20 protein-coding genes are annotated in these 22,909 nt (G+C 63.6%); 11 read left to right on the forward strand and 9 right to left on the reverse strand.

Annotated features, from left to right (window positions below; genetic code table 11):
• Positions 1–129: 129 nt before the first annotated feature.
• Positions 130–372 carry a YdcH family protein gene (locus J2887_RS00925; RefSeq protein ID WP_227173466.1) on the forward strand — a complete coding sequence of 81 codons (243 nt, stop codon included), beginning with the start codon at positions 130–132 and terminating at the stop codon, positions 370–372.
• Between the two features lie 23 nt (positions 373–395).
• Here J2887_RS00925 and J2887_RS00930 read toward each other — a convergent pair whose 3' ends face one another.
• The 5 genes from J2887_RS00930 to J2887_RS00950 all read right to left on the reverse strand — a co-directional run bounded on the left by J2887_RS00930 (position 396) and on the right by J2887_RS00950 (position 6,989).
• Positions 396–1,397, reverse strand: a complete 1,002-nt coding sequence (locus tag J2887_RS00930; RefSeq protein WP_227173467.1) for an HD-GYP domain-containing protein — start codon at positions 1,395–1,397, stop codon at positions 396–398.
• A complete protein-coding gene (locus J2887_RS00935) occupies positions 1,390–4,353 on the reverse strand; it encodes an MHYT domain-containing protein (RefSeq protein WP_227173469.1) in 2,964 nt (987 codons plus the stop codon). Before J2887_RS00935 ends, J2887_RS00930 begins: the two co-directional genes overlap by 8 nt.
• 263 nt (positions 4,354–4,616) lie before the next feature.
• Positions 4,617–5,186: a porin family protein gene (locus J2887_RS00940; RefSeq protein WP_227173471.1), complete on the reverse strand. Its 570-nt coding sequence runs from the start codon at positions 5,184–5,186 to the stop codon at positions 4,617–4,619.
• Between the two features lie 114 nt (positions 5,187–5,300).
• On the reverse strand, positions 5,301–6,002 hold the full coding sequence (locus J2887_RS00945; RefSeq protein WP_227173473.1) for an NAD(P)H-dependent oxidoreductase: 702 nt from the start codon (positions 6,000–6,002) through the stop codon (positions 5,301–5,303).
• 87 nt (positions 6,003–6,089) lie between these two features.
• Complete coding sequence (locus J2887_RS00950; RefSeq protein ID WP_227173474.1) at positions 6,090–6,989, reverse strand: LysR family transcriptional regulator; 900 nt, start codon at positions 6,987–6,989, stop codon at positions 6,090–6,092.
• A 130-nt stretch (positions 6,990–7,119) separates the two neighbouring features.
• Here J2887_RS00950 and J2887_RS00955 point away from each other — a divergent pair, with 130 nt between their 5' ends.
• The 5 genes from J2887_RS00955 (at position 7,120) to J2887_RS00975 (ending at position 12,679) form a co-directional block, all read left to right on the forward strand.
• A complete protein-coding gene (locus J2887_RS00955) occupies positions 7,120–8,016 on the forward strand; it encodes a DMT family transporter (RefSeq protein ID WP_227173476.1) in 897 nt (298 codons plus the stop codon).
• A 154-nt stretch (positions 8,017–8,170) separates the two neighbouring features.
• The gene (locus J2887_RS00960) at positions 8,171–9,037 is read left to right on the forward strand and encodes an MBL fold metallo-hydrolase (RefSeq protein WP_227173478.1); all 867 of its coding nucleotides are present in this window, start codon (positions 8,171–8,173) and stop codon (positions 9,035–9,037) included.
• A 9-nt stretch (positions 9,038–9,046) separates the two neighbouring features.
• Positions 9,047–9,466, forward strand: coding sequence for a TIGR01244 family sulfur transferase (locus tag J2887_RS00965; protein WP_227173479.1), 420 nt, complete (start codon positions 9,047–9,049; stop codon positions 9,464–9,466).
• A gap of 157 nt (positions 9,467–9,623) precedes the next feature.
• A complete protein-coding gene (locus tag J2887_RS00970) occupies positions 9,624–10,877 on the forward strand; it encodes an NAD(P)/FAD-dependent oxidoreductase (protein ID WP_227173480.1) in 1,254 nt (417 codons plus the stop codon).
• A 14-nt stretch (positions 10,878–10,891) separates the two neighbouring features.
• Positions 10,892–12,679, forward strand: a complete 1,788-nt coding sequence (locus J2887_RS00975) for a SulP family inorganic anion transporter (protein ID WP_227173482.1) — start codon at positions 10,892–10,894, stop codon at positions 12,677–12,679.
• Here J2887_RS00975 and J2887_RS00980 read toward each other — a convergent pair.
• Complete coding sequence (locus J2887_RS00980; protein ID WP_416381879.1) at positions 12,628–13,299, reverse strand: metallophosphatase domain-containing protein; 672 nt, start codon at positions 13,297–13,299, stop codon at positions 12,628–12,630. The genes J2887_RS00975 and J2887_RS00980 overlap by 52 nt on opposite strands.
• 110 nt (positions 13,300–13,409) lie before the next feature.
• Between J2887_RS00980 and J2887_RS00985 the strand changes: the two genes are divergently transcribed.
• Positions 13,410–14,261 carry a hypothetical protein gene (locus J2887_RS00985; protein ID WP_227173484.1) on the forward strand — a complete coding sequence of 284 codons (852 nt, stop codon included), beginning with the start codon at positions 13,410–13,412 and terminating at the stop codon, positions 14,259–14,261.
• Between the two features lie 131 nt (positions 14,262–14,392).
• Positions 14,393–16,606 (forward strand): TonB-dependent siderophore receptor, encoded by a 2,214-nt coding sequence (locus J2887_RS00990; RefSeq protein ID WP_227173486.1) that lies wholly within the window; start codon positions 14,393–14,395, stop codon positions 16,604–16,606.
• Positions 16,607–16,668: 62 nt separating this feature from the next.
• Here J2887_RS00990 and glyA read toward each other — a convergent pair whose 3' ends face one another.
• Positions 16,669–17,916: a serine hydroxymethyltransferase gene (gene glyA / locus J2887_RS00995; RefSeq protein ID WP_227173488.1), complete on the reverse strand. Its 1,248-nt coding sequence runs from the start codon at positions 17,914–17,916 to the stop codon at positions 16,669–16,671.
• A 73-nt stretch (positions 17,917–17,989) separates the two neighbouring features.
• Complete coding sequence (gene metE, locus J2887_RS01000; RefSeq protein WP_227173489.1) at positions 17,990–20,269, reverse strand: 5-methyltetrahydropteroyltriglutamate--homocysteine S-methyltransferase; 2,280 nt, start codon at positions 20,267–20,269, stop codon at positions 17,990–17,992.
• A gap of 111 nt (positions 20,270–20,380) precedes the next feature.
• Here metE and J2887_RS01005 point away from each other — a divergent pair, with 111 nt between their 5' ends.
• From J2887_RS01005 to ykgO, 3 genes are all read left to right on the forward strand, one after another.
• Positions 20,381–21,289 carry a LysR family transcriptional regulator gene (locus J2887_RS01005; protein WP_227173491.1) on the forward strand — a complete coding sequence of 303 codons (909 nt, stop codon included), beginning with the start codon at positions 20,381–20,383 and terminating at the stop codon, positions 21,287–21,289.
• Between the two features lie 652 nt (positions 21,290–21,941).
• A complete protein-coding gene (locus J2887_RS01010) occupies positions 21,942–22,193 on the forward strand; it encodes a type B 50S ribosomal protein L31 (RefSeq protein ID WP_227173493.1) in 252 nt (83 codons plus the stop codon).
• The gene (gene ykgO / locus J2887_RS01015; protein ID WP_227173495.1) at positions 22,193–22,336 is read left to right on the forward strand and encodes a type B 50S ribosomal protein L36; all 144 of its coding nucleotides are present in this window, start codon (positions 22,193–22,195) and stop codon (positions 22,334–22,336) included. The genes J2887_RS01010 and ykgO overlap by 1 nt, the downstream gene beginning before the upstream one ends.
• A 65-nt stretch (positions 22,337–22,401) precedes the next feature.
• Here ykgO and J2887_RS01020 read toward each other — a convergent pair whose 3' ends face one another.
• Positions 22,402–22,896 (reverse strand): Lrp/AsnC ligand binding domain-containing protein, encoded by a 495-nt coding sequence (locus tag J2887_RS01020; RefSeq protein ID WP_227173497.1) that lies wholly within the window; start codon positions 22,894–22,896, stop codon positions 22,402–22,404.
• Positions 22,897–22,909: the final 13 nt, after the last annotated feature.

A 22,909-nucleotide genomic window follows, 5' to 3' on the forward strand; every position in this document is an offset into this window, starting at 1 on the left:
TCAGGATCGACTATCTTTGTCTGTAGGGCAGGGAAGCTGGCCCGGAAGCTGTGCGGCCATCCGCCAATCCCGGTCGCGTCCCTGGAAGTCACGTCCTTGAAAGTCACCCTCGACAGGAGTATCCCGCACATGTCCATCAGTGATCACGCCCTGGATATCGACTTTCCCCAGTTCAAGTCCCGCATCCTTGATTTGCGCAAGAACGACCCGGCCTTTCGCCAACTCAGTGACGACTACGACCGCCTCGACAAGAAAATCCGTGGCCTGGAAGTGCGCGAGGTGCCCACCGACGACCAGCATTTCAGTGCCCTGAAGATGGAGCGGGCCAGCCTCAAGGATCGGCTCTACCAACAGCTCGCCAAGGGAGCCTGATCACCAGCGCCGCGGGCAGCGCCTCAGGCGTTGGCCGCGGTGTTTGTCTCCTGCCATTGCGTCCGCGCCTGCAGGATCTGTGGCAGGCAGCGGAAGAACACTTCCACCAGTTCCGGATCGAAGTGCCGGCCGCTTTCCTCACGGATCAGTGCGCTGGCATCGTCGATGCTCCAGGCTTTCTTGTAAGGGCGCTCGCTGGTGAGGGCATCGAACACATCGGCCAGCGCCACGATGCGGGCCTCGATGGGAATGTCGGTACCACTGAGGCCGTAGGGATAGCCGCTGCCATCCCACTTTTCATGGTGGTAGAGGGCAATATCCCGGGCCATCCGCAGCAGCCGTGAACCGTCCTCGCCAATGATGCGGGCGCCGATCTCGGCGTGCTGGCGCATGATCTGCCACTCATCCTGGTCCAGCCGGCCCGGCTTCAACAACACCGCATCGGGAATGCCGATCTTGCCAATGTCGTGCATGGGGGCGGCGTTCAGCAGATCGTCGGCGTAGTCTTCGCTGAATCCGGCCTCGCGGGCGATCAGCTGGGAAAACAGGCTCATGCGGATGACGTGTAGGCCGGTTTCGTTGTCCTTGAATTCGGCGGCCCGGCCCAGGCGTTGGACGATCGACAGCCGGGTCTGGTGAAGCTCGTCCATCCGTACCAGCGACAGGTGGTTGCGCACCCGCGCCTGCACGATGGCAGGACTCACCGGTTTGGTGAGGTAATCCACCGCACCCAGTTCAAAACCCAGAGCTTCGTCCTCCACATCCGACAGCGCGGTCACAAAGATCACCGGGATGGCGGTGGTGGCAGTCTCGGCCTTGAGCCGGCGACAGACGTCGTGGCCCGACAGCCCGGGCATCATCACGTCCAGCAGCACCAGGTCCGGGGTCTCGCTGGCGGCCAGTTGCAGCGCGCGTTCGCCATCGCGGGCGAACAGCAGGCGATAGTCGGCGGCGAGGATGTTCTTCAGTACCTGCAGGTTGGTGGGCTCGTCGTCCACCACCAGCAGGGTCTTGCGATCAGTCATCGTCGGTCAGGGCTCCGAGCCGGGTGGTCAGGTACGCCGCCAGAACCTCAGCGGCGGTATCGGGTTCGAAGCCATCCATGGCCTCCTCCAGCGCGTCCGCCACCTCGGCGGGCAGCTGTGGAAGCAGCTGTTGCAGGCTGTGTTCCGGCAGCTCGCCCTGGTTCAGCTGGCGAATCAGCGGGCGCAGGGCGTCGAGGTCCGGTTCCGGGCCGGTCGGCTCAACCGACGCGGTTGCTTCCGGTTCGGCCGGCGCGCTATTGGCCACTGCCGCCTGTAATACGTCAAGGTGTTCGGAATAGCCCACCGGGTCGACGCTGCGGTGCTGGCGCCGATCGTTTTCGGCCCGGGTCAGCCAGGCCGCCAGTGCGGGCAGGCAGAGATTGCCGGCCAGGCCCTTGAGGCGATGCAGGGTGGCCAGGCCGTCGTCGGTATCTGTGGCGCGGTCACGGGGTTGCGCAAGCGCTGCGGCCAGGGCTGCAGGCTGGTTGTCGGCATCCGCCAGAAAACGCACCAGGGCCTGATGGTGCCTGGTGTGGCTGCCCCAAAGCTGGCGGCCCCGGTGGTGGTCAATGACCGTCGTGGAGGCGGTTTCCGGGGTGACCACCGGCTCGGGCATGGTACCGCTGTCGAGCGCCAGCACCCGGGCAATCTCCCGGGTCAGCGCGGCCCGTTCCAGTGGCTTGCTGGCGAAGCCGTCCATGCCGGCCTCCCGCGCCAGTTGACGGTCCTGTTCCAGCACACCGGCGGTGAGTGCCAGGATCGGCAGGTGAGGGTGACCACCACGGCGTTCCCAGTCGCGAATGCGGCGGCAGGCCTGGTGGCCGTCCATCACCGGCATCTGGACATCCAGCAGCGCCAGATCGAAGGTGCCGCTCTGGGCCTGGGCTACCGCGTCGGCACCATTTGCGACGGTGACCACGGTGTGGCCCTGGGGTTCAAACAGCGCTTCCAGCAGGGCGAGGTTCTGGGCCACATCGTCGGCCGCCAGAATACGCAGCGGCGGCAGGGTGACGGCGTCCGGCTCGGCCTCGGAACTATCCGGTGAGCGGTCCGGGTGCTGACCAGGGGGCAGCGGCAGCTCCACGGTGAAGCACGATCCCACCCCGACCTTGCTGGAGACGTGGATGTCGCCATCCATCAGCTCCACCAGCTGGCGGGCGATGGTGGTGCCAAGACCGGTGCCGCCAAACCGGCGGGTCATGCTGGAGTCGGCCTGGGAGAAGGGTTCGAAAATGGTGTCCAGGCGGTCCGGCGGAATGCCGATGCCGGTGTCCGCCACGGTCAGGATCACGCCCTTGCCGTTGGTGCCGGGGGCCACGGTTACGGTAACCCTGCCCTGTTCGGTGAACTTGACCGCGTTGCTTACTAGGTTCAGTACCACCTGCTGTACCCGCAGGGCGTCGCCACGAAAGTCCTCCGCCAGCCCGCTGCGGTAATCGAGTACCAGGTCGACGCCCTTCTTGTCGGCGGCCAGCTTCTGGGTCGCGATCAGCTGCTCGCAGGTCTGGCGCAGGGAAAAGTCGCGGATCTCCAGTTCGGTGGAACCTGACTCGAACTTGGCGGTGTCGAGGATGTCGTTGAGCAGAGCCAGCAGCGAGCGGGCGGAGTTGCGCACCACTTTCAGATTCTTTACCTGGTTGGTGTCGAGCGGGGTCTCCTGCAGCAGGTCGGTGAAGCCAATGATGGCGTTCATCGGGGTGCGGATCTCGTGGCTCATGTTGGCCAGGAACGCGCTGCGGGCCTCGGCAGCCTGTTCCGCCTGCTCCTTGGCCCGGCGCAGGTCGGTCTCCATGCGGTAGCGCTCGGTGATGTCGGTGAGGAAACCGACAAAGGTGCTGATGCCGCCGAGTCGGGATTCACCGATCGCCAGGCGGATAGGCACCTCGTGGCCGTCCTTGTGGCGGGCGAACACTTCCCGCCCGGAGCCGATGATGCGGGCCTGGCCGGTGCGCAGGTACTGCTTGAGGTAGCCGTCGTGGGCCTCGCGGTGGGGCGACGGCATCAGCATGCTGACGTTCTTGCCCAGCACCTCCACCTCGCGGTAGCCCAGGATGCGTTCGGCGGAGTGGTTGAAGGACAGGATGATGCCGCGGTCGGAGATCTTGATGATGCCGTCCACCGCGGTGTCGAACATCGCCCGCAGCTCGCTGGCGGATTCCTCGCTGCGTTTGAGCAGGGCGCGGTAGCGCACCAGCGCGTTGAGTCCGGCGATCAGCATGCTCAGCAGTACGGTGACGGCACCGATGGTGACCGCCAGGGTGTAGTGGTTGTGGCTGCCAGCGATGTGATCCGGGTCGGCCTCACCGACAAACCGCGCCGCTTCCATGGCGGTGTAATGCATGCCGGCGATCGCCAGCCCCATCACCACCCCGGCGATCAGGCGAATGGTGTTGCCCGGCAGTGCCAGGCGCTTGCGCAGGCCGAAGCTGATCCACAGCGCCAGGGTTGCAAGGCCGGCGGCCACCACAATAGACAGCGCAAACAGCCAGGGGTCGTAGCGCAGCGTCGGGCCCAGGGTCATGGCGGCCATCCCCAGGTAGTGCATGGTGCCGATGCCCAGGCCCACCGCCAGACCGCCGGCCAGCAGCCGTTGCCAGCTGAAGCTGTGGCGGGCCAGCATGGTGAGGGTGACCCAGGAGGCCAGCACCCCAGGTACCGCCGATAGCAGGGTGAGCCCCGGGGTGTAACTGACCGGGGTGCACAATTCGAAGGCCAGCATGCCAATGAAGTGCATGGACCAGATGCCAGCGCCGAGGGAACCGGCGCCGGTCAACAGGTGCAGCCGCTCCATCCTCCGAGACGTGCTGCGTTTGGCGGCCGCGGCCAGGGTCAGAGCCATATAGGCGGAGCTGACGGCGATCAGCAACGACAGCGTGACCAGCCAGCCGTCGTAGTCGCCAATCAACAGCATGGAAGGGTCCAGGTCGCTGACCAGGAAATAGTCTGAAATGGTCACAGCTAGCGAATCCAGTACCGGTGTGCAGCACCCCCAGAACAGCGCGGGGCATGCCGGTGGGGAATATGGATTCAGAGTATGTCAGATACTTGCAGGCGGCAATCAGTGCCTACCGAAGGGTTGTCGGACGCACCCCGAATCGCGGCGGCGTCTGAGGACCGTAGTGCCTGAGGTCGGTGGGGCAGGAAGACAAAGAGCCGGGTCTGGCAGGAAGACGCAAGCGCCAGCCCGGCGGTAGTGATCGCAAATCGGTCCGAGGCTCCCTAGAACTGGAAGCGCATGCCCACGCGGGCGGTGTCGAAGTCCGGCCCGTCGTTGGTGACCTGGCCGTTGAAGTCTTCCTCGTCGATCTCGACGTTGTAGCGGTTGTATTCGGCAAAGGCCGTTAACTGGTCGCTGATACGGAAGTCGGCGCCGGCGCCGACAAAGGGGCTGAGTTCATCGTAGGTTTCGGACTGCTCGAAGGCCTCCACGTCCAGGGAGTAGGCAAACACCCCGGCGCGGCCGTAGATGCCGAACGTCTCGGTCAGCGGCAGGCGGGCGCGGGCGGCAATGCCTAGGCCCTTGAGGTCGCCGTTGACCTCGTCATCCTCGCCGAACTCGCTGAAATCCAGGTACTCCGCCTCGGCGGCAAACCAGTCGTTGAACTGGTAGCCGAGGGTGCCGGCGAAGAAGTCGTTGTTGTCCTCGAACTCGCCGCCGTGGGCCTTGAACCAGCCGTAGCTGCCGCCGAGGTAGAGCCCGGAATCGTTGCGCTTGTCCGCCAGCGCGGGCGCACTCGCCACCGAGGCGGACAGGATGGTGGCACACATCAGATGGGTACGGGTTTTCATGGTGAAATCTCCCTTACTCTGGTCAGGCTTGCGGGCCGTTGATCGACCCGATTGCCTGATACGGTAACGGATTCCCCGCCGCGGGCGGGTTACATCACCACTAACGTGTTGTCATCAAACGGAAAGGCGGTCGTCCAGGTCGATCCGGAAGCGCTCCTGGGGCCAGCGCACCTTGGCCTGCCCCGCCAGGTAATCTGCCTCCGGGTCGCGGTAGCCGACGGTCATCACCACCACGCTGCGCAGGCCTCGCCCGGACAGCCCCAGGGCCTGGTCGAGGGCGGCGGGATCAAAGCCCTCCATGGGGGTGGCGTCGACCCTGGCCATCGCCGCGGCCGTCAATGCCAGCCCCAGGCCCAGGTAGGCCTGCCGGGCGGCCCACTGATGCCTGGCCTGGTCGTTGTCGAAACCATTAACGGTGTCTTTGATCATCTGGCTGTAGTCGTCCAGATCGGAGACCGGAATCTGACGGGTGTCGGCGGTGAGCTGGATCAGCTCGTCCACCTGACGATCCCCCACCTGGTCCCAGATGGCAAACACCAGCAGGTGGGAGCCTTCGGTGACCTGTGGCTGCGGGATGGCCTGCTGGTGCAGTTGTGACCGCAGTTCCGGGTCCGACACCACCAGTACCGAGTAGGGTTGCAGGCCAAAGGATGAGGGCGCCAGGTGGGCGGCATCGACGATGGTGTCGATGACGTCATCGGCAACCTGGCGATGGTTCATCCGCTTGGCGGCGTAGCGCCAGTTGAGGGCGCTGATCAGGGTGTTGCGGGCGTCCGCGGTACTGGCCAGGGTGGCTGGACGGATATCGGTGGTCATGGGTTCGCTCCTGCGCTGTGTGATCGATGGGGCACAGCTTGTCGCGAACCCGGCCGGCGATGTACCCCGGTTCTGGAAAAACGGTTTTTACGGAGCGGCAACGGTGGCTGCAAGCTCGGTCTTGAGAAAATCGATGAACAACCGTACCCGCTGGGGCAGGTGGCGACGGTCGGGATAGACCGCATAAATGGTGCGGGAGACCGGTTCCGGCTGCAGATCCAGCGCCACCAGCTCACCACTGGCCAGCTGTTGGCTGACGTAGCCCCGGGGTACCAGAACAATGCCCAGCCCGTGGCAGGCCGCTTCCACCAGCATCAGCGAGTTGTCGGAGACCAGCGGGCCGCTGACCGCCACGGTTTGTGCGGTTTCACCTTCACCAAACTGCCAGTGCTGGCTGTCCTGACTGAGGCTGAAAATCAGGCAGCGATGCTGGCCAAGCTCCGCCAGAGTGGTGGGTGTTCCGTGGCGGGCCAGGTAATCCGGTGCGGCAACCAGGCAGCGCGGCATGGTGCCGACGGCGATGGCGACCAGCGCGGAATCGTCCAGGCTGGCGGTGGCGCGGATCGCCAGGTCCACCCCTTCGCTGATCAGGTCGGTCATGGCGTCGCTCTGGCGCAGACGTACCACCAGCTCCGGATGGGCTTGCTGGAATCGAAACAGCACCGGCGCCAGGATGGTCAGCGACATTGACACCGGGCACGCCACCACCAGCTGGCCGCCGGCGCGGTCGTCCTGGCGCAGGTCGTCCATGACCCGGGCGGTGTTGCTGAGCACGCCCACGCAGTAGTCATAGAACGACTGGCCTTCCTCGGTAATGCTGATGGTGCGGGTGTTGCGGTTGACCAGCCGGGCGCCGGTCCAGTCTTCCAGGAACCTGACGTATTTGGAGATGACCGCGTTGGAACAGCCAAATTCCTCGGCCACGGCGGTAAACGAGCCGAGCTCAACGATGCGTTTGTAGTATTCCAGGCCTTTGAGGCGATCCATGGCGATTCCTGGCAGTGGGGCGAAGGCCTGAGTTTCTCACAGATAAAAACTGTTTTTCCAAACTGCGGGGCGATAACCGCACCTGCGGACCGGACAATGGCGCCATCATTCATTACTCAAGGAGCCGTCCATGCTGGCCAATGCCGCTGTTCCCATTCCCCGTCCCGATCCCGTGGCCTACCTGCTGTTGCTGATGGTGGGGGGGATGATCGCGTTGACGCTGCCGCTGGCCAAACTGGCGATGACGGCCGGGCTGTCGCCGCTGGCCTATGCCTTCTGGCAGGCCTTGGGGGGCGGCGTGCTGTTGGGGTTGTGGAACGGTCGGAGCGCCACCCGGCCACCCGGAACCTGGCGGTACTGGCTGGTGAGCGGGCTGACGGCGATCGCCATTCCCAATGCCCTGGCGTTCATTGTGGTGGGCCACGTTGGCTCGGGACTGACCGCCACCCTGTACGCGCTGCCCTCCCTGGCGACCTACGCCCTGTCCCTGCTGTTGAGGCTGGAGCGGCTCAGTGCCCTGCGCACCGTGGGGCTGCTGTTGGGGGTGGCGGGCTGCATCCGCATCATGTCGCCGGACACCGACGGTGTCGGCAGCGATGACCTGCCCTGGTTGTTACTGGGCCTGCTGGTGCCACTGTCGCTGGCGTTTGGCAATGTTTACCGCTCCGTGGCCTGGCCCCAGGGTGCCAGCGCCCGTCAGTTGGCGCCGGGCATGCTGTTGGGGGGCGCGCTGGTGCTGGGTGTCGGGTTGGTGGTGACCGGCCGGGTGTCGGCACTGTGGCTGCCGAGCCTCGAGGTCGGCGCGATCCTGGCGGGGCAGGCGGTGCTGGCCGCGCTTACCTACCGTGCCTTCTTCGAGTTGCAGCGGCGCTCGTCACCGGTGTTCCTGAGCCAGATCGGCTTTGTTATTGCGCCGGCGGGTTTGGTACTGGGCATGCTGTTCTTTGATGAACAGTTTGGCGCCGCGGTGTGGCTTGGCGTGGGGATCGTCCTGCTGGGTGTGTTGCTGGCCAACTGGAAGAAGTGATGGCAGGGGCTTCTCGCTTTCCTATCAAATATAACAAATAGATCTATGCTTAGATCAAAAAACTAGGATAGGATGAAGGCATGACCATAAATTAACCGCTACAGGGATGCGTCCATTGCCTGTGGCGATTTAGCCATCGACAGGAGAGCGGGTCATGTCGCATCCGGAAGTCACTCACTTTTTCGACGAACCCACCAACACCTTCAGCTATGTGGTCCGCGACCCGGACAGCCGGGCCTGCGCGATCATCGACTCGGTACTGGACTTTGACTACGCCGCCGGTCGCACCGATGTGCGCTCGGCGGACGCCATCATCGAGTTCGTCCGCTCGCAGCAGCTGGAAGTGGCGTGGATTCTGGAAACTCACGTTCACGCCGACCACCTGTCGGCGGCCCCTTACCTGCACCAGGCCCTGGGCGGCAAAACCGGTATCGGCGAGCACATCGTGGATGTGCAGGCGATCTTCGGCAAAGCCTTCAATGCCGGCACCGAGTTTGCGCGTGACGGCAGCCAGTTCGACCGCCTGTTCGCGGAGGGCGATGCGTTCAGCATTGGCCAGCTTCAGGGCCGTGTACTCCACACCCCGGGCCACACCCCGGCCTGCCTGACCTATGTGATCGGCGATGCCGCCTTTGTCGGTGACACCCTGTTTGCGCCGGACTCCGGCACCGCCCGCTGTGATTTTCCCGGCGGCGATGCCCACACTCTGTACCAGTCGATCCAGAAAGTGCTGGCGTTGCCCGATGACACCCGCGTCTTCCTCTGCCACGACTACAAGGCGCCGGGGCGCGACCAGTTCCAGCATCAGACCACGGTGGCGGAACAGCGGGCCCGCAACATCCATGTCGGTGAGGGCATCAGCGAGGACGACTTCGTCCGCATGCGCACCGAGCGGGACGCCACCCTCGACATGCCCCGGCTGATCCTGCCCTCGGTGCAGGTAAACATGCGGGCAGGGGAGATGCCGCCGCCGGAAGACAACGGCCAGGTCTACCTCAAAGTCCCTCTCAACCTGTTTTAGGAGCCTGCGATGAAGATCCAATACCTCGAACCCACCGTGGCGATTGCCGACGCCCTGACCCCCGCCGATCTGGATGAGGTCAAGGCCCAGGGATTCCGCTCGGTTATCTGTAACCGTCGTCCCGGTGAGGCGGACGACTACCCCGGCGCGGATGCCTTCGAGCAGCGGGCCAGGGCACTGGGCCTGGCTTGGTGCTGTGTGCCGGTGGCACCGGGAGAGTACAGCGAGGCCGATATCGAGGCTTTTGGCCAGGCGCTGGAGCAGTCGCCGTCGCCAGTGCTGGCGTTCTGTCGCACCGGACGTCGGGCGGTGCACCTGTGGGCCCAGAGTCGGGCCCGCCAGCCCGGTTGTGACATTCCCGGGTTGCTGGCGAAAGCTCACGAGGCTGGCCACGACCCTCAGCCAATCCGGGCCATGATCAAGGGCTGAGCCGGCCGGAAACCACGGCAGATCAGGAACACGCGGGGCAGGGAAGTCCAGTTCGACGACCGTTGTTGGGATGACAGTGTTCCGACAACTGTTATCCCAACAACGGTCGTCCCAACAACTGTGTCCCGACAACAACGCCAAACAGGGGGAACACACGATGTCTGTACCAGAACACACCAGTCACGACCACGATGTGGTGATCATCGGTGGCGGCTCCGCCGGTATTGCCACCGCCGCCAGCCTGCTCAAGCGCCGGCCGGGACTGGACATTGCCGTACTGGAGCCCAGCGGGGATCACTATTACCAGCCGGGCTGGACCATGGTCGGGGGCGGCGTGTTCGACGTTGCCACCACCTGTCGGAGCACCGCCAGCGTGATGCCCCGGCACTGTCACTGGTACCGCCAGGCGGCCACGGCGGTGGAGCCGGAGCTGCGACGGGTCACCCTTGGCAATGGCGACACTTTGGGTTACCGGCGGTTGGTGGTGGCACCGGGACTGGTGCTGGACTGGGATGCCATCGATGGCCTCAGTGACACCCTGGGGCGGAACGGCGTGACCTCGAACTACCGCTACGACCTGGCGCCCTACACCTGGTCGCTGGTCACCGGCCTGAGTCGCGGCAAGGCACTGTTCTCGCAACCGCCGATGCCCATCAAGTGTGCCGGTGCGCCGCAGAAGGCCATGTACCTGTCGGCGGATCACTGGCGTCGTGAGGGCTGCCTGGAGAACATCGAGGTGTCGTTCCACAACGCCGGTGCGGTGTTGTTCGGGGTGCCGGACTATGTGCCGGCGCTGCAGCACTACATCGACCGCTACGGCATTGATGTGCACTTCCAGGAGCGCCTGGTGGCGGTGGACGGCGATAACCGGGTGGCGCATTTCCTGCGCAACGGTGATGACGGCGAACAGGCGCTGGAGCGGCCATTCGACCTGCTGCACGTGGTGCCGCCCCAGCGGCCGCCGGCGTTTATTGCCGAATCCGGCCTGGGCAACGCCGACGGCTGGCTGGAGCTGGAGCCGGACACCCTGCGTCACGCCCGCTACGACACGATTTTCGGGCTGGGGGATGTCAGCGCGACCAGCAACGCCAAGACCATGGCGGCGGCACGCAAACAGGCGCCGGTGGTGGCGGAGAACCTGCTGGCATCGCTGGATGACCTGCCGCTGCCGGCGGCCTATCTGGGCTACGGCTCCTGCCCGCTGACGGTGGAGCGGGGGCGCATCGTGCTGGCGGAATTCGGCTATGGCGGGCAGTTGCAGCCGACCTTTCCGGGTTGGGTCAACGAGGGCACCCGCGCCACCCGCCGGGCCTGGTGGCTGAAGTCCAAACAACTGCCCTGGGTGTACTGGCACGGCATGCTCAAGGGCCATGAATGGTTTGCCCGACCGGCGAAGCGGTCGGCGCACTGACGGGAGATCAACGAATGCTGCAGCGCCTGGCGCGATCCCTGCCCCTCCTGGGCTGGCTCAAGGACTACAACGGCACGGTGTTCGCCAGCGATGCGCTGGCAGCGGTGATCGTGACCCTGATGCTGGTGCCCCAGGCCCTGGCCTATGCCCTGCTGGCCGGTTTGCCGCCGGAGGTGGGACTGTATGCCAGCATGCTGCCGCTGGTGGTCTATGCGCTGCTGGGCACCAGCGCCACCCTGGCGGTGGGGCCGGTGGCGGTGGCGTCGCTGATGACGGCGTCGGCGCTGGGGGGCATTGCCACCGTAGGCACGCCGGAGTATCTGGGGGCGGCGCTGGTGTTGGCGACGTTATCGGGGCTGGTGCTGTTTGCCATGGGGTTGCTGCGGCTGGGGTTCCTGGCCAACTTTCTCAGCCACCCGGTGATCTCTGGGTTCGTGACCGCCTCCGGCCTGCTGATTGCCGCCAGCCAGTTGGGGCAGATGCTCGGGGTTTCCGGCGGTGGACACAACCTGCTGGAGATGGGCCATAACCTCTGGCAGCAATGGCCCCGTGCCAACCTGGCCACCCTCGCCATCGGGGCCGGGGTACTGCTCTATCTCTATTTGTGCCGGCGATCCCTCAAGGCGACGCTGGTTCGCTTGGGCGTGCCGGCCCGCGGCGCCGACCTGGCGGCCAAGGCGGCGCCGGTGTCGGCGGTCATCGTCACCACCGCGCTGGCATTCGTTCTGGACCTGGGCAGCGCCGGCGTCAAGCTGGTGGGTGAGGTGCCCGGCGGCCTGCCCAGCCTGGCCTTACCGTCCCTGGACGCCGACACCTGGTCGGCGCTGGTGCCGGCGGCGGTGCTGATCAGCCTGGTGGGCTTTGTGGAATCGGTGTCGGTGGCCCAGACCCTGGCGGCCAAGCGGCGCCAGCGCATCGACCCCAATGCCGAACTGATTGCCCTTGGCTTGGCCAACGTCGGCGCCGGTGTCAGTGGGGGTTCACCGGTGTCTGGCGGTTTCTCCCGCTCGGTGGTGAACTTTGAGGCCGGCGCCGCCACCCCGCTGGCCGGCGCTTTCACCGCCTTGGGCATTGCCCTGGCGACCCTGACCCTGACCGACCTGCTGGCGTTCCTGCCCAAGGCGACTCTGGCCGCCACCATCATGATCGCCGTCAGCACGCTGATCGACCTGCCGGCGATCCGCCGTACCTTTGCCTACTCCCGCACCGATGGTGTGGCGATGCTGGCGACCCTGGTGCTGACTCTGGCCCACGGGGTGGAAAGCGGCATCCTGGCGGGGGTGGGGCTGTCGATCGGGCTCTACCTCTATCGCACCAGCCGACCCCACTGCGCGGTGATTGGCCGTATGCCCGGCAGTGAGCACTTCCGCAACGTTGAACGCCACCAGGTAGAGACCGATGAACGGGTGCTGATCCTGCGGGTGGATGAGAGTCTGTATTTCGCCAACGCCCGCTACCTGGAAGAGACAGTGATGGCGCTGGTGGCAGAAAGGCCCAGCCTCAAACACCTGGTGCTGGCCTGCCAGGCGGTGAATGACATTGACGCCTCGGCACTGGAGAGTCTGGAAGCCATCAATCGCCGGCTGGAAGACGCCGGCCTGAAACTGCACCTGGCAGAAGTAAAGGGGCCGGTGATGGACCGGCTCAAACGCACGCCATTTTGTGAGGAACTGACCGGCCAGGTTCACCTCAGCACCTTCGATGCCTGGCAGCGCCTGACCAGCCCGGCGCTGGCGGTGATCAGCCCGCCTCAGTCGGCGGCCGGGTATTCCAGTACCACCGGCGGATTGTCCGGCCGGTAACGGTCGGTGCAGGTACTGGCGTTGACGTAGAGACTGCCACTTTCCCGGTGCTGGCCGTAATGCTCGTGGATATGACCGAACAGCACCAGCGGCACCGGACGTTCCTGCAGCCGGGCCCGCAGCGCCTCGCAGCCGACCTGGCCGCCGCCGAAGTGTTCATTGACCCGATCCAGGATGCCGTGGGGCGGGCCATGAACGATCAGCACATCGGTGTGTTCGGGGATCTGCGCCCATCGTTGCGCCAGGGCGTCGCCACGGGGCAGGTTGAAGGCCCAGTCGTGGAACTGCGGAGTCCAGGGGGTGCCCCAGAAATGCACGCCGTCGATGGTAACGCCGCTGTCCTGCAGGTAATGGGCCGCGGTGACCCGACGGCGGGCCTCCTCGGGGTGGTCCTGGAAGCACCAGTCATGGTTGCCGGCGATGAGGATCTTGTGGCGGTGGGGCAGGGTGCCGAGCCAGTCATTGAGGTCTTCGAGCTCTTCCAGGGTTCCCACACCCAGGCTGTCGCCAGCGTGGATCAGCACGTCGCCATCCGGTATCGACTCGATCTGCCGGTGCAGGCTGTGGGTATCGGAAATCACGGTCAGTCGCATAAAGCTTCCCTGTGTAGAGGCAGACATACGGAGGCTCCGTAGAAAAAAACAACGTACCATAGCCTCTGGGGATTGCCAGATAGACTGTGGGAAGGGCTGTGAGCGGAGCGTTGCAAAGAGGTTTGGGACGGGCGTGCGTGAGGCGGTACCTCAGGGTTTTGGGGCTGCTGGCCTGTGGCTGCCTGAGCGCTCCGGTACTGGCCGATTGTGCGGCCAGTGCCCGCACCGCGCTGGAACACGCCTACTGCGAAGTGGTGGCAGCGGGCGGAGGCCAGGGGCTGCCACGGTTCGAGGACTTTCGCCGCAACACGCCGCGGGTGCAGGCGCTGTTGCTGAAACGACCGGCCCGGCGGGTGGGCGTCGCGGTGCCGGAGGGGGCGGGGAATGCCCCGACAACCAAGCCGGCCGATGTGCCGTCGGCTGCCACCGCTGTGCCGTCTTCGTTACCCGCGAAGCCGGCACCGGTCCCGGACCTGCAGACCGAGCCGGATTCGCCAGCCGAGCCAGTGACCCCGGGGCTGGCCCGGTGCCAACTGGCCGGTGATCGCATCGACTGCCCGAACCGCCGTTTCCAGCTGGCCCGCAACCAGCCCAATCACCGTCTGGCCGAGGGCGTGCTGGCAGCGGGGAATCGTCTGGGGCTCGCCACCTACCAGGGTGATCCCGACGACGAAGCCGCCCTGCGCCGCTATCTGTCAGACGCCTATGATCGCTACATCCACAAGATGCTGGGAATCGGCCTGGGCGGGGTCACCCTCAGCTTCACCGAGTTCTACCACGGCTATCACCGTCACCGGGCGAGTGGCGTGGAGTATGCCCAACGCCTGGAACACACTTTCCAGCTGCTGAAACAGGACAAGCGCACCCGGGCGGTGCCGGCGCGCCTGTCGACGTCGTTACCCGAGGACCTGGCCTTTTGCGACACCATCGCCGCAACCGTGGTGGTGTGCGATGGCGGCAGTGAAAACTGGGTATTCGTCGCTCCCTGAGCCGGTTGTAAAAGTTCTGAAAGACATGCTTTTTCTTGCCTCCCCGTTCTGATAGATTCTCGTTTCCTTTTTGTAATGATAATTATTATTGATTGTCGAGGGTGACGAACGATCAGTAACGGAGGATCCAGATGTCCATACACCACTCCATGCCCACCCGCCGCACGGCGTTATCGATGGCGATCTCCCTGTCTCTGGCGGGCCTGCCAACCTTCGCCCAGGCCCAAGCCCAGACTCAGGACGGCTCTGCCCGGAGCGGGGCGGAGGCTGAAACCGTAACCCTGGCCCCGGTGGAGGTGACCGCCGAGGGCCAGCGCCGCAGTACCGAGGGCGTCGACTCCTACACCACCGACGTGATGCGTACCGCCACCCCGCTGTCCCTGTCTGTCCGTGAGACACCCCAGTCCGTCAGCGTGGTGACCCGTCAGCAGATTGATGATCGTAAACTGGATGACATCACCGACGTGGTGAAAACCGTCACCGGTCTGCACAGCCGCCAGTACGACACCTCCCGTGCCGCCTTCAACGCTCGTGGTTTTGATATCGACAATCTGATGGTGGACGGTGTGCCCACCAGTTGGCGTTCCGGCTGGTCCGCCGGACAGACCCAGCGTGCCATGGCGATCTACGATCATGTTGAAATCGTCCGTGGTGCCACCGGTCTGACCACCGGCTTCGGCAATCCCGCCGCCGCCATCAACCTGGTGCGCAAGCACGCCGACAGCCGTGAACTGACCGGCGAGGTGTCGGTGTCAGGCAGTCGCTGGGACACCTACGGTGCCAGCGCCGACGTCAGCACGCCGCTGAACCGCAGTGGCAGCGTTCGCGGGCGGGTGGTTGCCAGCCACGAGGAAGGCGACTCCTACCAGGACCTGCTGGAGAACAAGCGCTCGGTGGTGTATGGCGTGGTGGATGCCGATCTCACCGACGCCACGGCTTTCAGTCTTGGCCTGAGCTATCAGGATAACGCGCCCACCGGCTCCACCTGGGGTGGCCTGCCGACCTGGTATACCGACGGCACCCGTACCGACTGGGGTCGTTCCAAGACCACGGCGGCGGACTGGACCAAGTGGGCCTCCACCGAAACCGCCTACTTCACCACGCTGACCCATCGCTTTGACAGTGGTTGGGCGGTGGAAGCCCGCTACGACCGTTCCGAAACCGACGGTGACCAGAAACTGCTGTACCTGGGCGGCGCACCGGACCGGCACACCGGCCTGGGGCTGCGGGCGTCACCCTCGCGCTACGACACCGAGCGGGTGCAGGATACCCTGACCCTGGCGGTGAACGGTCCGTTCGAGTTCGGCGGTCAGCAACACGAGGTGGCGCTGGGCTACATCTACAGCAACATGGATTTTGAGGCTGTGAACTACGCCCGTACCGGTACCGATCCCGGTGATTTCAATCGCTGGGATGGCAGCTACCCCGAGCCGGCCTGGGGCGCGACCAGCGTCAGCGATGCCCGTGAAACCACCGAGCACAGCGTCTACGCGGTGACCCGGCTGTCGCTGTCTGACCGGCTCACCGCCATCCTCGGCGGCCGCTTCGCGAGCTATGACATTGAAGGCATGAACTGGCTGGGGCCGTTCGAGTACAAGCACAGCGACGTGGTGACCCCCTACGGCGGTCTGGTGTTCGACATCAACCGGGACATCTCGGCTTACGCCAGCTACGCCGACATCTTCAACCCCCAGGATGCCACCGACATTAATGGCGATGCCCTCGATCCGAAGAGTGGCGAAACCTACGAGTTGGGGGTGAAAGGCGCGTTCTTTGATGACCGTCTTAACGCCTCGCTGGCGCTGTTCCGGATTGAGCAGGACAATGTGGCGGCGGAAGCCGGCACGCGGGAGAACGACCAGGGCATGCAGGTGCCCTATTACCGCAGCCAGGACGGTGTGGAGAGCGATGGCTACGAGATCGATCTGGCCGGTCAACTGGCACCGGGCTGGGAGGTCAGCGCCGGCCTGTCGGTGTTCTCCGCCCGCGATCAGCAGGGTCAGGAAGCCAATACCGAGTTTCCCCGCCGCTCCTTCAAGCTGTTCACCCGCTACCAGTTCCAGGACGCCCTGGCGCCGCTCACTGTCGGCGGTGGCCTGACCTGGTTCAGCGAGGGCTACAAGGAAACCACCAACCCGGTAACCTCCGAGTCCGAGCGACTGTCCCAGGGCACCTACCGGCTGATCAGCCTGATGGCCCGTTACCAGTTCGCGGCCAACCTGACGGCGCAGGTCAACGTCGACAACCTGATGGACGAGAAGTACTACAGCCAGACCGGCTTCTACAACCAGCACTCCTTTGGCGAGCCGCGCAATGTGACAGCGACGCTGAAGTACCGCTTCTGAAAACGGTTCTGCTGAATCGGGCACCTGCACGCGGCGTTTGCGGCGAGCCGGTGCCCGCCCGCTTATCGGTAGACGGGAAAGTCCCGGGTCAGGGCGGCAACACGGTCCCGGACCCGGGCCACGACCTCGGCGTCTTGTGGCCGGTCCAGCAGGTCGGCGATCAGCTCGCCCACTTGCCGGCTTTCCGCCTCCCCGAACCCCCGGCTGGTGATTGCCGGAGAGCCCAGGCGGATGCCTGACGTCACAAACGGTTTCTCGGGATCATTGGGAATGGCGTTCTTGTTGACGGTGATGTGAGCCTCGCCGAGCAGGCGCTCCGCCTCCTTCCCGGTAATCTGCTTGGCCCGCAGATCCACCAGCATGACGTGACTCTCGGTGTGACCGGAGACGACCCGCAAGCCGCGTTGGACCAGCGTATCAGCCAGCACTGCCGCGTTGCGGAGGACCTGTTGCTGGTACTGTTTGAAATCCTCGGTCATGGCTTCCCTGAACGCCACCGCCTTACCGGCAATCACGTGCATCAGCGGACCACCCTGAATGCCGGGGAAGATGGCGGAGTTGATCTTTTTCTCGAACTCCTCGCGCATCAGGATCACCCCGCCCCGTGGCCCACGCAGACTCTTGTGGGTGGTGGTGGTGACAAAGTCGGCGTGGGGGACCGGGTTGGGATAGACGCCTGCGGCCACCAGGCCGGCGTAGTGGGCCATGTCCACCATATAGTAGGCGCCGACCTCCCTGGCAATGCGGGCGATGCGCTCGAAGTCGATGTGCAGGGCGAAGGCGGAGGCTCCGGCGATGATCAGCTTCGGCTTGCTCTCCCGCGCCTTGCGCTCCAGTTCCTCGTAGTCGATGTCTTCATCGGCGTTGAGGCCGTAGCTCACCACATTGAACCATTTGCCGCTCATGTTCAGCGCCATGCCGTGGGTCAGGTGACCGCCTTCGGCCAGGTTCATTCCCATGATGGTGTCGCCCGGTTCCAGCACGGCGAAGAACACCCCCTGGTTGGCCTGGGAGCCGGAGTTGGGCTGGACATTGGCCGCCTCCGCACCGAACAGGGCTTTTGCCCGGTCAATCGCAAGCTGTTCCACCACGTCCACATGCTCGCAGCCGCCATAGTAGCGCTTGCCCGGATAGCCTTCCGCGTATTTGTTGGTGAGCTGGGAGCCCTGGGCGGCCATCACCGCCGGTGACGTGTAGTTCTCCGACGCGATCAGCTCGATGTGATCTTCCTGGCGCTGGTTTTCTTTTTCGATGGCCCCGAACAGCTCGGGGTCGAGACGATCCAGGCGGTAGTGTTCCCGGTCAAACATAGTCAATCCTCAGAAAAGAATCCCGGCGCAGGGCCGGGATCAAAGCGTGACAGCAAATCTGGTCAACCGGCGATCAGTTCGCCTGTTCGCGCAGGGCCGTGGCGGCGGCAACCATGTGTTCAAGGGCCGGGGTTACCTCCTGCCACTGACGGGTTTTCAGGCCGCAGTCGGGATTTACCCACAGGCGTTCGGCGGGAATCCGCTCGGCGGCCTTGGTCATCAGTTTGACGATCTGCTCCACCGTGGGAATGTTCGGGGAGTGGATATCGTAGACGCCCGGGCCGATTTCATTCGGGTATTCGAACTCCTCGAACACGTCCAGCAACTCCATGTCGGAACGCGAGGTCTCGATGGTGATCACATCCGCGTCCATATGGGCGATGGCCTCGATGATGTCATTGAACTCGGAATAGCACATGTGGGTGTGGATCTGGGTTTCGTCACTGACGCCGTTGGCGGTGATCCGGAACGATTCCACCGCCCAGTCGAGGTAGCCCTGCCATTCGGACTGGCGCAGTGGCAGGCCTTCACGCAGGGCCGCTTCGTCGATCTGGATGATGTTGACCCCGGCGGCCTCCAGGTCCTGGACTTCCTGCCGCACCGCCAGCGCCAACTGCAGGCAGGACTCGCTGCGGGGCTGGTCGTCACGCACGAAGGACCAGTTAAGGATGGTCACCGGACCGGTCAGCATGCCCTTCATGGGCTTGTCGGTGAGGGACTGGGCGTACTTGATCCAGTCGACAGTCATGGCTTTGGGGAGACTGATATCACCAAACAGGATCGGCGGCTTGACGCAGCGTGAACCGTAGGACTGTACCCAGCCAAACTGGCTGAACACATAGCCTTCGAGCTGCTCGCCGAAGTACTCGACCATGTCGTTGCGCTCGGCTTCGCCGTGAACCAGTACGTCCAGGCCCAGCTTTTCCTGCTCACGCACCGCATGCTCGATCTCGGCCTTCATCTGTGCGGTGTAATGGTCGACGCTGATCTCCTGCTTCTTGAACGCCAGACGGGCCTTGCGGATGTCCGGGGTTTGCGGGAAGGAGCCGATGGTGGTGGTCGGGTACAGCGGCAGCTTGAGATGGGTGCGTTGCCTGTCGGCACGCTCGCCGTAGGGGCTCTTGCGCTGGCCCAGTTCGGCGGTGATGTTTTTGACCGCCGCCTTCACGGCCGGGTTATGCACCCGCTCGGAGTTATTGCGGCTCTCAATGGCCGCCTGGTTGGCTGCCAGTTCATCGGCGACGGCGGCGTAACCCTCGTTGAGGGCGCGGGTCAGTACCGTCAGTTCCGCCAGTTTCTGTTTGGCGAAAGCGAGCCAGCTGCGGATGTCGTCATCCAGCCTGGCCTCGCTGTCCAGGTCCACCGGCACATGCAGCAGGGAACAGGACGGGGCCAGCCACAGCCGGTCACCCAGCTTCTCGGCAATCGGCGTCAGCCATTCCAGCGCGGCGTTGAGGTCGGTCTTCCAGATGTTGCGACCATCGATGGCGCCAACGGACAGCACCTTGTGGGATGGCAGCCAATCAACCACTTTCTCGATCTCCTGGCGACCACGGACCGCATCCACGTGCAAACCCGCCACCGGCAGGTTGCAGGCCAGCTGCAGATGATCCTGCAGGGTGCCGAAGTAGGTCGCCAGCAGCAGTTTCGGCTGGGTGGCTTTGAGGGTGTGGTAGGCCGACTCCAGCGCGTGTTTCCAGTCGGCATCCAGCTCGGTCACCAGTGCCGGCTCATCGATCTGTACCCACTCGGCGCCCGCTGCCGCCAGTTTCTCCAGCAGCTCGCTGTAGACCGGCAACAGCTTCGGCAGCAGGTCCAGGCGGTTGGAGCCGTCCTTTTCCTTACTCAGCCACAGGTAGGTCACCGGGCCGATAATCACCGGTTTGGCATTAACGCCGGCGGCCTGGGCTTCCGCCAGTTGGCTCAGCAGGCGTTCCGCATTGAGAGTGAAGGTGGTCTCTGCGGTGACTTCCGGCACGATGTAGTGGTAGTTGGTATCGAACCACTTGGTCATCTCGCCGGCGTGGACGCAGTTGCAACCGCTGTCGTTGGCGGAGCGCCCGCGGGCAACCCGGAAGTAATTGTCCAGCTCGCTGCCTTCAAGGCCCTCAACCCGGGAGGGCAGGTTGCCCAGGGTAAAGCTCATGTCCAGCACCTGGTCGTAGAGCGAGAAATCACCCACCGGCACCAGGTCCAGTGCCGCCTGGGTTTGCCAGTTGCTGGCGCGCAGCTCTTTTGCCAGGGCAAGCAGCTCCGCCTCGGAACTCTGACCTTTCCAGAATGCCTCCTGGGCAAATTTCAGTTCGCGCTTTGCGCCGATGCGCGGAAAGCCCAAATTATGAACCAACGCCATGATCGTCACCTTTTCCATGAATAGTTTGATAGGCGAGAAGCGTAGCGAGGTTTATAAATGAGGAAAAATGGTTTATTTTCACTATTCCATTAATTCTATTCATGGATGATTATGCTCGAACGCAATCACCTCAGGGTCATTCAGGCCGTCGATCATCATGGGTCGGTAACGGCCGCGGCCAAACAGCTGCATCTCACCCAGTCGGCGCTGAGCCATACCATGCGCAAACTGGAGCTCAGCGCCGGTACCGCCATTTGGCTGCGGGAAGGGCGGCGTTTGCGCTTGACCCAGGCGGGGGAATTTCTGCTGGATGTGGCCAACCGTCTGCTGCCGCAGCTTGAGCATGCCGAGGCCAAACTCAGGCAGTTTGCCGAAGGTGAGCGCGGAACCCTGCGTATCGGCATGGAATGCCACCCCTGCTATCAGTGGCTGCTGAAGATCGTCTCGCCGTTTCTGGTGGCCTGGCCGGACGTGGATGTGGATGTGAAGCAGAAATTCCAGTTCGGTGGTCTGGGCGCCTTGCAGGATTTCGAGATTGATCTGCTGGTCACGCCGGACCCCTTCTACCGGCCCGGGCTGGTGTTTGAGCCGGTGTTCGATTACGAACAGGTGCTGGTGGTGCCGGCCGATCATGTGCTGGCGACCCGGGAGCATGTCACCGCGCAGGATCTGCGCACCGAAACCCTGCTCACCTATCCGGTGGCGCTTGATCGGCTCGATGTCTACACCCGTTTTCTGAACCCCGCTGCCGTCGCCCCCAGGAGTCATAAGTCCATTGAGACAACGGACATCATGTTACAGATGGTGGCCGGTGGCCGGGGCGTGGCGGCACTGCCCCGTTGGCTGGCGGAGGAGTACTGCCAGAAGCTGCCGCTGGTTGCCCTGCGCATGGGACCGCAGGGGGTCGATAAACAGATCTTCCTGGGGTCCCGCGAAAGCGACGGTGACACCGAATACCTGCAGGCCTTTATCCGCCTGGCTCGCAGTTTTGATCTGACCGACGCCAACGGCCCTGTCTGAGTTTGATAACGCCCGGTGACAGGCACTCATGCTGCGCTTGTCAGTATTCTGGGTGTGATTGGCAGTCAGAAGCTTGGGATGTCTGCTGTCTTGTGCCCTTTTTGTAGGACTCGTTGATGGCGAATGCCATGGTTAGGGCAAATACAAAAACGGTCAGAGTATCCAGATGCCTGCTCTCAAGAAATTCGTGCGAGAGAAAGTTGGCCAAAAAGAGCAGCAAGAAGGATATCGCGATGTACTTTATGAAAATCAGCAGCGTTGTTCGGTTCTCAGTGGTCATACTCTGCGTGCTCGGGGAGAGTGGCTGAACGTTGCCCCAACGTTAGTGTCCGGAGCGGTTAATTCGACGCAGCAGGTCAGCGAATTAACCGCTCGGGACACTAGCAAATGGTTGCTCTGACTGCCTACCTGTCAGTTCCTACAGTGGCATCAGCGCTATTGAGCGTTTGGTAAGCATCAATCGGCAGTTCGAACGTCGCCTTCACCTTTTCCTGACTGCTCTTTTGAGGAGAGCCTGCCGGTGCGTTCGCGATCAGCAGGCCCGGGAGCCCCCAGACGGCAACCAGCAATCGCAATTGGTAATCATTATTGATTGTGTTTGTGTAATGTTATAACGTTGTTTTTCAGCGAGCATGCAGATGAGGACTGTTCAATGAAACCGAATATTCACCCCAAATACCGCGACGTCCTGTTCCACGACACGTCGTCGGATACCTACATCGTGATTGGCTCGACGCTGCAAACCGAGCGCACGGCGGAGTACCAAGGAAAAACCTACCCCTATATGACGATCGACGTCTCCAGCGCATCGCACCCGTTCTATACCGGGAAACAGAGGGAAGCTCAGTCCGAGGGCCGTATTGCCCGGTTCAGGAACCGCTACAAGCGCAGGGAGATGCAATAATGCAAGTACTCAGTTCATTGAAAAGTGCCAAACTACGGCACCCGGACTGCCAGGTTGTTAAGCGTAGGGGGCGCCTGTACGTGATCTGCAAGTCCACCCCCCGCTTTAAAGCTGTTCAGGGAAAAACCCGGAAGAAACGCTGACAGTTTTCATGCCAATGCTGATACGCCGCTCCGGGCCGTTTGCCAACCGGTCGCCGCCAGGCGTTTCAGTACGCATCAATCGGCAGTTCGAACGTTTCCTTCACCTCTTCCATGACGATATAGCTTTTCGAGTTCTTGACCCCGGGCAGCTTGAGCAGCATGTCGCCCAGCAGGGCGCGGTATTCGGAGATGTCGGTGATCCTGGCCTTGATCAGGTAGTCGGCATCACCGGACACCAGGTGGCACTCCAGCATGAACGGCAGGCTCTCGACCGCCTCGTTGAACTTCTCGAAGGCGTCGCGGGACTGGTAGGACAGCGAGATCTCGACGAACACCAGCATGGAGTACCCCATTAGCTGCGGGTTCAGGCGGGCGTAGTAGCCTTCGATGTAGCCGTCGTTCTCAAGCCGTCGAACCCTCTCCACGCAGGGGGTGGCGCTGAGTCCGACCCGCTCCGCCAGTTCCACGTAGCTCAGGCGGCCATGCTTCTGCAGTTCCAGCAGGATTTTCCGATCCAGGCGGTCCAGGCCTTTCTTGCGGCGACCTTCCGATATCGGCATAACGTCATCCTCG

This window comes from Marinobacter sp. CA1 (assembly GCF_020546665.1).
GTDB lineage: Bacteria > Pseudomonadota > Gammaproteobacteria > Pseudomonadales > Oleiphilaceae > Marinobacter > Marinobacter xestospongiae.

What these genes read in the sequence shown, in the direction of transcription:
- J2887_RS00925 (WP_227173466.1), top strand. Translation starts at nt 130, where the DNA reads ATGTCCATCAGTGATCACGCCCTGGATATCGACTTTCCCCAGTTCAAG.
- J2887_RS00930 (WP_227173467.1), bottom strand. Translation starts at nt 1,397, where the DNA reads ATGACTGATCGCAAGACCCTGCTGGTGGTGGACGACGAGCCCACCAAC.
- J2887_RS00940 (WP_227173471.1), bottom strand. Translation starts at nt 5,186, where the DNA reads ATGAAAACCCGTACCCATCTGATGTGTGCCACCATCCTGTCCGCCTCG.
- J2887_RS00945 (WP_227173473.1), bottom strand. Translation starts at nt 6,002, where the DNA reads ATGACCACCGATATCCGTCCAGCCACCCTGGCCAGTACCGCGGACGCC.
- J2887_RS00950 (WP_227173474.1), bottom strand. Translation starts at nt 6,989, where the DNA reads ATGGATCGCCTCAAAGGCCTGGAATACTACAAACGCATCGTTGAGCTC.
- J2887_RS00955 (WP_227173476.1), top strand. Translation starts at nt 7,120, where the DNA reads ATGCTGGCCAATGCCGCTGTTCCCATTCCCCGTCCCGATCCCGTGGCC.
- J2887_RS00960 (WP_227173478.1), top strand. Translation starts at nt 8,171, where the DNA reads ATGTCGCATCCGGAAGTCACTCACTTTTTCGACGAACCCACCAACACC.
- J2887_RS00965 (WP_227173479.1), top strand. Translation starts at nt 9,047, where the DNA reads ATGAAGATCCAATACCTCGAACCCACCGTGGCGATTGCCGACGCCCTG.
- J2887_RS00970 (WP_227173480.1), top strand. Translation starts at nt 9,624, where the DNA reads ATGTCTGTACCAGAACACACCAGTCACGACCACGATGTGGTGATCATC.
- J2887_RS00975 (WP_227173482.1), top strand. Translation starts at nt 10,892, where the DNA reads ATGCTGCAGCGCCTGGCGCGATCCCTGCCCCTCCTGGGCTGGCTCAAG.
- J2887_RS00980 (WP_416381879.1), bottom strand. Translation starts at nt 13,299, where the DNA reads ATGTCTGCCTCTACACAGGGAAGCTTTATGCGACTGACCGTGATTTCC.
- J2887_RS00990 (WP_227173486.1), top strand. Translation starts at nt 14,393, where the DNA reads ATGTCCATACACCACTCCATGCCCACCCGCCGCACGGCGTTATCGATG.
- glyA (WP_227173488.1), bottom strand. Translation starts at nt 17,916, where the DNA reads ATGTTTGACCGGGAACACTACCGCCTGGATCGTCTCGACCCCGAGCTG.
- metE (WP_227173489.1), bottom strand. Translation starts at nt 20,269, where the DNA reads ATGGCGTTGGTTCATAATTTGGGCTTTCCGCGCATCGGCGCAAAGCGC.
- J2887_RS01005 (WP_227173491.1), top strand. Translation starts at nt 20,381, where the DNA reads ATGCTCGAACGCAATCACCTCAGGGTCATTCAGGCCGTCGATCATCAT.
- J2887_RS01010 (WP_227173493.1), top strand. Translation starts at nt 21,942, where the DNA reads ATGAAACCGAATATTCACCCCAAATACCGCGACGTCCTGTTCCACGAC.
- ykgO (WP_227173495.1), top strand. Translation starts at nt 22,193, where the DNA reads ATGCAAGTACTCAGTTCATTGAAAAGTGCCAAACTACGGCACCCGGAC.
- J2887_RS01020 (WP_227173497.1), bottom strand. Translation starts at nt 22,896, where the DNA reads ATGCCGATATCGGAAGGTCGCCGCAAGAAAGGCCTGGACCGCCTGGAT.